Consider the following 6,714-nt stretch of genomic DNA (forward strand, 5'->3'; position numbering starts at 1 on the left):
GCACATCCTCCGGGGCCGGGGGGGAACGCGGTGCGCGCGTCAGTCGCGCCCGGGGCCCGGGCTCCGGTCCGGCTTCGCGCGGGCGAGCGCTGCGTGGGCCCGGGACAGTGTGCCGTGCGGATCCTCTTCACCCTGCACCGTCACGGCGACGGAGACGCGCTCGGGCACGCCGGGCACATCGTGGAACTGCTGGCGCACCGCCTCCGCGCCCACCGCGTCCGCTCCGGGCAGCGCGAGCAGGAACGTGTCCCCGGTCCATCGCACCGCGAACCCCGGCGGGGGACACAGTCCGTCCGCGCGCCGGGCCAGCTCCCTCAGGGCGACATCACCGGCGTCGAAGCCGCGCGTGCGGTTCAGCGCGCCCAGCTCCACCAGGTCCACCAGCACCAGGCTGAAGGGCAGGCCTTCACGGCGGCAGCGGCCAATCTCCTTGGACAGCCGCTCCTCGCCCACGCGTCGGGTGTCCAGGCCGGTGAGCGCGTCCTGGCGCAGCAGGCCCTCGCGCTCCGCCTTCCCGTCGGAGCCGACGCGCAGGTCCATCAGCGACAGCAGTTGCGCGACGCCACCGGGCACCACGAAGGGTCGCGCCACCCAGCGCACCACGCGCGGCCGGGGCCGCTCCAGCGTGAGCGTCAGGTGCAGTCCGCGCGAGGCCTCCGCCGCCAGGTCCAGTTGTCGCAGCGTGCCGCCTGGATCCGCGCTCAGGCTGGCCACGTGCTGGCACAGCGAATCGAAGGACATGCCCGACAGCCGCTCCTCGGGCAGCCCCATCAGCTCCGCGAGCGCCGCGTTGGCGGCGTAGGGCTTGCGGCCCGGCGCCACCACCAGCACCGGCACGTCCAGGGCGCGCGCCGCTTCACGCACCAGGGCCAGGGCGCTGGCCTCCGTGAGCACCGGTTCCGACTGGCTCCCCGTGCGCGACGGAGGCGTACGGGGCCGGTGGTTGGCCGTGGTGGACTCCAGGCTCTGCGCCACGCGGCCCGCGAGCTCGCGCAGCGCCGCGAGGTCCTCCGGGCCCAGCATCAACGGCCGCGTGTCGATGACACACAGCGAGCCCAGCACGTCGCCACTGGCGGTGATGAGCGGGGCGCCCGCGTAGCTGCCGACGATGCCGTCGCGGACCAGCGGGTTGTCGCGGAACACCGGGTGGCGCGTGGCGTCCGGCACCACCATGGCCTCGCGGCCCTGCACCACGTGGTGGCAGAAGGCCCAGTCGCGCGGCGTGCCCCGGTCCCGGGCCAGCGACCCCGTGAGGCCCACGTGGGCCTTGAACCACTGGCGGTCGCCCAGCACCAGCGTGAGGAGCGCGACGGGGACGCCGAACGCCTGGGCCACTTCGGAGACCAGGTCCTGCAACCGCGCATCGGGCGGACCGGGATCCACCAGCTCCAGCTCATCGATGCGCGCCAGGCGCTGCTTCTCCTCCTCGGCGCTGGACTCCAGCAGACCGCCCCCGGCGAGCTGGCCCGCGAGCGCGCGTCGGACGCCGTCGCGCATCGCGTCCGGGCCCGCGCGCCGGCTCAGGAGCGCGTGGATGCCCAGCGCGTCCTTCAACTGCCACGCGCGCACGCGCAGTTCGTCGAAGGCAGTCACCACCACCACCGCCATGCCGCCCGCGTCCGAGCGTCCCCGCAGCCACGCCAGCAGCGCGAACCCGTCCACTCTCGGCAGCGCCAGGTCCGTCACCAGCAGCGTCGGGGCCCCGCGCTGCCGCACCCACTCCTGGGCCTCCGCGCCGTCGCGCGCGACCACGCCCTCCAGCCCTTCCTGGGTCGCGAGCGCGAGCAGCGCCGTGGCGCGGTGGGAGTCCGGTTCGGCGATGAGTGCGTAGCGCGGCATGGTCCACAACCATGCTGCCATGCCTGCCCCCCTTGCGTACCAGGGCCTCTCCGTCCGGGCAGGCCCGCGTGCACGCTTTCCAGGGACGTGAGCTCCGGTGGCAGGCGTGCGTCCGGCTTACCCGGTACGGCGGGGGTACGCTCATCGCGCCGGGTTCGTTGCTGCTCCCGGGATGGACGCACCTTCCGAAAAGCACTACCTCCGCGAATCCCCCGGGAGGGAGCGCGAGGACTCCTCGCCCTCGGCCACCTTCGTTCCACCCGGAGGCGGGACGGAGGCCTCGCTCGGGAAGCGTCCGAAGAGGCGCTTGAGGGCGCCGCGCTGCCTTTGCAGGTCCTCGGTGCGCGCCACCGACTCCGCGAGCGTCACCAGCGCGAGCCCGATGACTCCGGGCAGCAGCGGCACCACCCAGCCGATGTCCGCCAGCAGCCAGCCCACGAAGGCCGTGTGCGCGACGAGGAGCAGCGCGGCCTGACCCACCACCGCGCCCATGGTTCGCGCGCGTCCCCGCCGCCACAGGAGCAGTGCCAGCACCAGCGCCGTCTCCAGTACGCCCGTGAGTGCCGCCCGCCCGGAGGAGCGCAGCACGCGTCCGGAGCGCAGGTTGTCCATCGCGAACGCGTGGATCTCCACGCCCGGCACCGCGAGCTGGCCGGGCAGGGTGCTCTGGCCATGCAACCCGGTGGCGGTGACACCCACGAAGACGGCCTTGTCGCGCAGGGCCAGGTCCAGCCCCACCGAGGAGGGCCTCGCCAGCAGCACGTCCGCCAGGCTCACGCGAGGCAACCAGTCTGGCGAAGGCAGCCGCATCAGGGGCGCCCCGTCGTCGGTGGACGCCACGCGCAATAGCGCTTCGGACCGCTCTGGCCACAGGCGCAGCGCGGTCGCCAGCGCGAGCGACGGCCACGCGCGCCCGCCCACCTCCACCGCGTAGGGGTAGCGCCGGATGACGCCGTCCGCGTCCACCAGCACGTTCAGCGTCCCACTGCCCCAGGCCGTCATCCGCAGCGGCGCCAGGTTCGTGGTCAGCCCCTTCGCCTTCAACCGCAGGCCTTCCGCGGGCAGGGCCACCGGGGCCAGGGTGTCCCCTTCGTGGGGAATCGAACCGCCCTCGTCCGTCAGCGCCATGCTGCCCAGGACGACGGTGCCCATCCCGGAGAAGGTCTCCGCGAGCCGAGCATCCCCGTCCTGTGCATGCATCCGCGCTTCCAGCTCGGAGACCAGCTTCGAGCCCTCGGGCAGATCCGCGAGCCCCGACGTGCGCAGGCGCTCCAGCACGTCCTCGCCCAGGTCCAGCGCGTCGCGCGACTCGGGTTGGTCGAAGAGGATGTCCACCACCACCGCGGAGGGGCGCTGCGCCGCCAGCGCCTGGAAGGCCCGGGCCCAGGTGGCGCGCGACAGCGGCCAGCGCTCGCCCAGCGCCGCGAGCGCGCGGTCGTCCACCTCCACCAGCACCAGGTCCGCCGTGGTGGGCAGGGGCGACAACAGGCGGCTCACCGCGAAGTCATACAGGGCGCGCTCGCCCAGGCCGGGCGCGCCACCCATCACCGCCGAGCCCACCGCGAGCAGCAGGCCTACGCCAGCCCCCAGTCCCCGCAGCACCGCGGGAGAGGACAGCAGGGGCAGGGGACCTCGGGCAGGTGGGCTCATCTCATCCAGGGATGTCGAAGCTGAAGATCTTCGAGGGGTAGCCTACGAAGCCGTCCGCGTCCACCGCCAGCACCCGCCAGAACCATTTGCCCGGGCCCGGCGCCGCCCCGGCCAACGTCGGCGTGGCCGACTCCTGGACCCTCACGTCGCCCGCGAAGTCCGCCGAGGACGCCACCTCCACCCGGTAGACCTTCGCCCCGGCGACCGCCTTCCAGACGAGCGCGGGCACCGTCGGGTACACGCCCCCGCGAGGCTGCTCCAGCGTCGGGGCCGCCAGCAGGGCCCGGGGCGCTTCCGGCGGCTGGGCAGGCTTCGCCCGCGAACCGTAGCCCGCGCCCACGTCCACCGACGCCGCGTCCACGCCCAGGGCCACCTTGCCCTCCAGCGTCTCCACGCGACTGGTGCCGTCCTCCTGCTGCACCACGCGGAAGCGCGTGCCCCGCACGCCGGCCACCGCGCCGCGCGTGCGCACCTCGAAGACGGAGCCCCGGCCTCCGGGCGCCGCCTCTGTCTCCACCGTGCCGCGCACCAGGTCCAACAGCACCTTGCGCTGGCGCTCCGCCGTCAACTCCAGCGTGCCCAGCCGCACCGCGCTCTCCGGCGACAGGAACACGCCGCTGCCGTCCGCCAGCGCCAGCTCCGCGCGGCCGTTCTTCCCCGTCGTCACGAGCTCGCCCGCGTACAGCGAGTCACCCGCGAGGCGAGAGCGCAGCGCCGTGTCCCCCGGTCCCGCCGACACCTGTCCACTGGCCGTGCGCAGCCTCGCCACCGCCGGCTGGGTGGGGCGCTCCACGTACGCGAGCTGCAACTGGCCCGGCGCGTTGGGGATGCCCGGGGGCGCCACGAAGGACACCCGCGTGCGCGGAATCCCCGCCGTCACCAGCACCTCCGCCGCCGCCTTCGCCCAGGCGAGCCCCTGACCCTCCAGGCGCTGCGCGTCCGGCAGCTTCGCGGCCACGGTGAGGCTCCGGATGGCGGGACGGGCCTTCACGGCCTCCGCCACCTCGCGCAGGCACGCCTCGGTCTGGGCGCCCTGGGGCTCCAGGATGCGCCCCGTCACGAGCCGCCCGTTGTCGAACCTCAGGCCCCCGCAGGGGCCGTCCGCCTCCGCGGCGAAGCCCACGACGGGGGACGCCAACAGCGTCAGGGTCAGCATCAACGACGGGGTGCTTGCCCTCACGGCGCCACTCCTTCCGCCGTGTCGGCGGTCTTCACGATGTTGAATTCCACGCGCCGGTTGTTCTCCCGGCCGAGCGGCGTGTCATTGGTGTCCACCGGCTTCGACTCACCGAAGCCCACCGCCTCCAGGCGCATGCCGGAGATGCCGCCCTTCATCAGCCAGTCGCGCACGTTGTTCGCGCGCCGCTGCGACAGGTCCAGGTTCTTCGCGTCGTCGCCCTGGCTGTCGGTGTGGCCTTCCACACGCACCCGCTCCAGCTCCGGATGCGTCCGGAGGATGGACACCACCTGCTGCAACAGCGGGAAGGACTTCGGCAGGATGACGTCCTTGCCGGTGGCGAAGTACACCTTGTCCAGGATGACGATGCGCGAGCCTTCCAGGCGCACCTTGGACTCGCCCTTGTCCGGGCACCCGTCGTCGTCCTTCACGCCGTTGATGACCTCCGCCTCCAGCGGGCATTGATCCTTCGCGTCCGGGATGCCGTCGCGGTCGTTGTCCGGATCCGGGCAACCGTCCTCGTCCTCGAAGCCATCCACGTCCTCCGGCGCCGTCGGGCAGCGGTCCTCCGTGTCCGGAATGCCATCGCCATCCGTATCCACGGGCGCGGGCGGCAGGCTGAGCGCGGGCGGGGGCGCGTTCGCGGGCGTGGCGGCATCCTCCGGGGCCTTCACCTCCGGCAGCGAGTCCGGGCAGCCGTCGTCGTCGCGGTAGCCGTTCACCGTCTCCGGATCCATGGGGCAGACATCGTTCACGTCGGGGATGCCGTCGCGGTCGTCGTCGGGATCCAGGCAGCCGTCGTCGTCCTGGAAGCCGTCGAAATCTTCCGGGCCCAGCGCGCAGGTGGGCGCGGGCTTTGGGCCTCCGGGCGTGAAGGTCAGCCCCGCGAGGATGCGGAAGGCGGGCGTGCCGTAGCCGCGCGTCAGGCCAGGGCCGGCGCCCACATGCGCGGCGAACCCGTTGGCGAAGCGGTACTTCACCGCGCCCAGGACCTCCAGGGGGACCTCCTCCGTGTTGGACTCCTTCAGGCCCACCGCGCCCGCGAGCGTGGCCTGGGCGGACAGCGCCTGTGTCACCGGCACCTCCGCGCCCACGCCGAACGCGAACTCGTTGCCCACGCGCAGGTTGCGAAGCTGTTCCGTCTGACGAAGGTTGACGCCCACGTTGGCGAGCAGCCGCAGATGGGATGTGGCCCACTCACCGGCGATGCGCGGCTGGAAGGTGAGCCCGTCCGAGCCCAGGAAGTTCGAACCGCCCGCCGTGGGCAGGGTGAAGGGTGCCAGCACCGCGAGGTTCAGCGAGCCCCGCGACAGCAGCGCCAGCTTGGGCACCACGCGCAGGTCGCCCAGGCCCGTCTTGCCCACGCCGTTGGCGAACGACTCCGACACGGCGCCCGCGGGCTCCGAACCCGTGGTCGTCACCGGCAGCACCACGCCGATCTCCAACCGGTCGAAGAGGGACACCGCGCCCATCAGGTCCAGGGAGAGCTGCCGCTCCACGATGTGGTAGACGAACGCGTCCTCGCGAGGGTCGTAGAAGTTGAGCGGCTGGTGCGCGTAGTTGAGCGACGCGCCCACGTTCCACGTCTTGTGCGGCGCGACGCGCGCGCTGTTCAGCCCGAGCACGTCGTAGGCACCCGGCCCCGGCTTGTACTGCTGCACGTCGATGGCCTGCGACACCGTGGGCTGCGCGTCCGCCCGCGACGCCGCGCCCAGCGCCAGGCCCACCGCCACCATCAGTGCCAGGCCTGGGCCCGGAAGGGCAGGGCGCCGCTGTCCGAGGGACGGCATGGCCCGCGGACGCAGGTCGCGGTCTTTCCCCGTCGAGCCACCCGGAGGGGACACGGAGGCGTCGAGCGGCCCGGTGCCGCGCTTCATGTCGATGCCGCCGCGGACTCCGCCCTGCTCGCTGTCCATGTGATTCGGATCCGTTTCGTTCGTGTCGCGCGCGCCATGGGCGTTCGCGTCCAGCTCGCCGTCCAGGTGGCCGCCATTGTCGCTGTCGGGGTCGCGCGCGACACGAACGAAACGGATCCGAATCACATGGAC

4 protein-coding genes are annotated in these 6,714 nt (G+C 73.2%); all 4 read right to left on the bottom strand.

All coding sequences use genetic code 11. The features are described 5' to 3' along the window. Positions 1-39: 39 nt before the first annotated feature. Complete coding sequence (locus D7V88_RS04275) at positions 40-1,860, bottom strand: GGDEF domain-containing response regulator (protein ID WP_244237976.1); 1,821 nt, start codon at positions 1,858-1,860, stop codon at positions 40-42. A 174-nt stretch (positions 1,861-2,034) separates the two neighbouring features. Then, positions 2,035-3,489: a CHASE2 domain-containing protein gene (locus D7V88_RS04280; RefSeq protein WP_120539307.1), complete on the bottom strand. Its 1,455-nt coding sequence runs from the start codon at positions 3,487-3,489 to the stop codon at positions 2,035-2,037. Between the two features lies 1 nt (position 3,490). Beyond that, the gene (locus D7V88_RS04285; protein WP_244237977.1) at positions 3,491-4,669 is read right to left on the bottom strand and encodes a FecR family protein; all 1,179 of its coding nucleotides are present in this window, start codon (positions 4,667-4,669) and stop codon (positions 3,491-3,493) included. Beyond that, a partial coding sequence (locus D7V88_RS04290) for an OmpA family protein (protein ID WP_504813514.1) occupies positions 4,666-6,714 on the bottom strand: 2,049 nt, incomplete at its 5' end. The genes D7V88_RS04290 and D7V88_RS04285, both read right to left, overlap by 4 nt.

The sequence above is a fragment of the Corallococcus terminator genome (assembly GCF_003611635.1).
GTDB lineage: Bacteria > Myxococcota > Myxococcia > Myxococcales > Myxococcaceae > Corallococcus > Corallococcus terminator.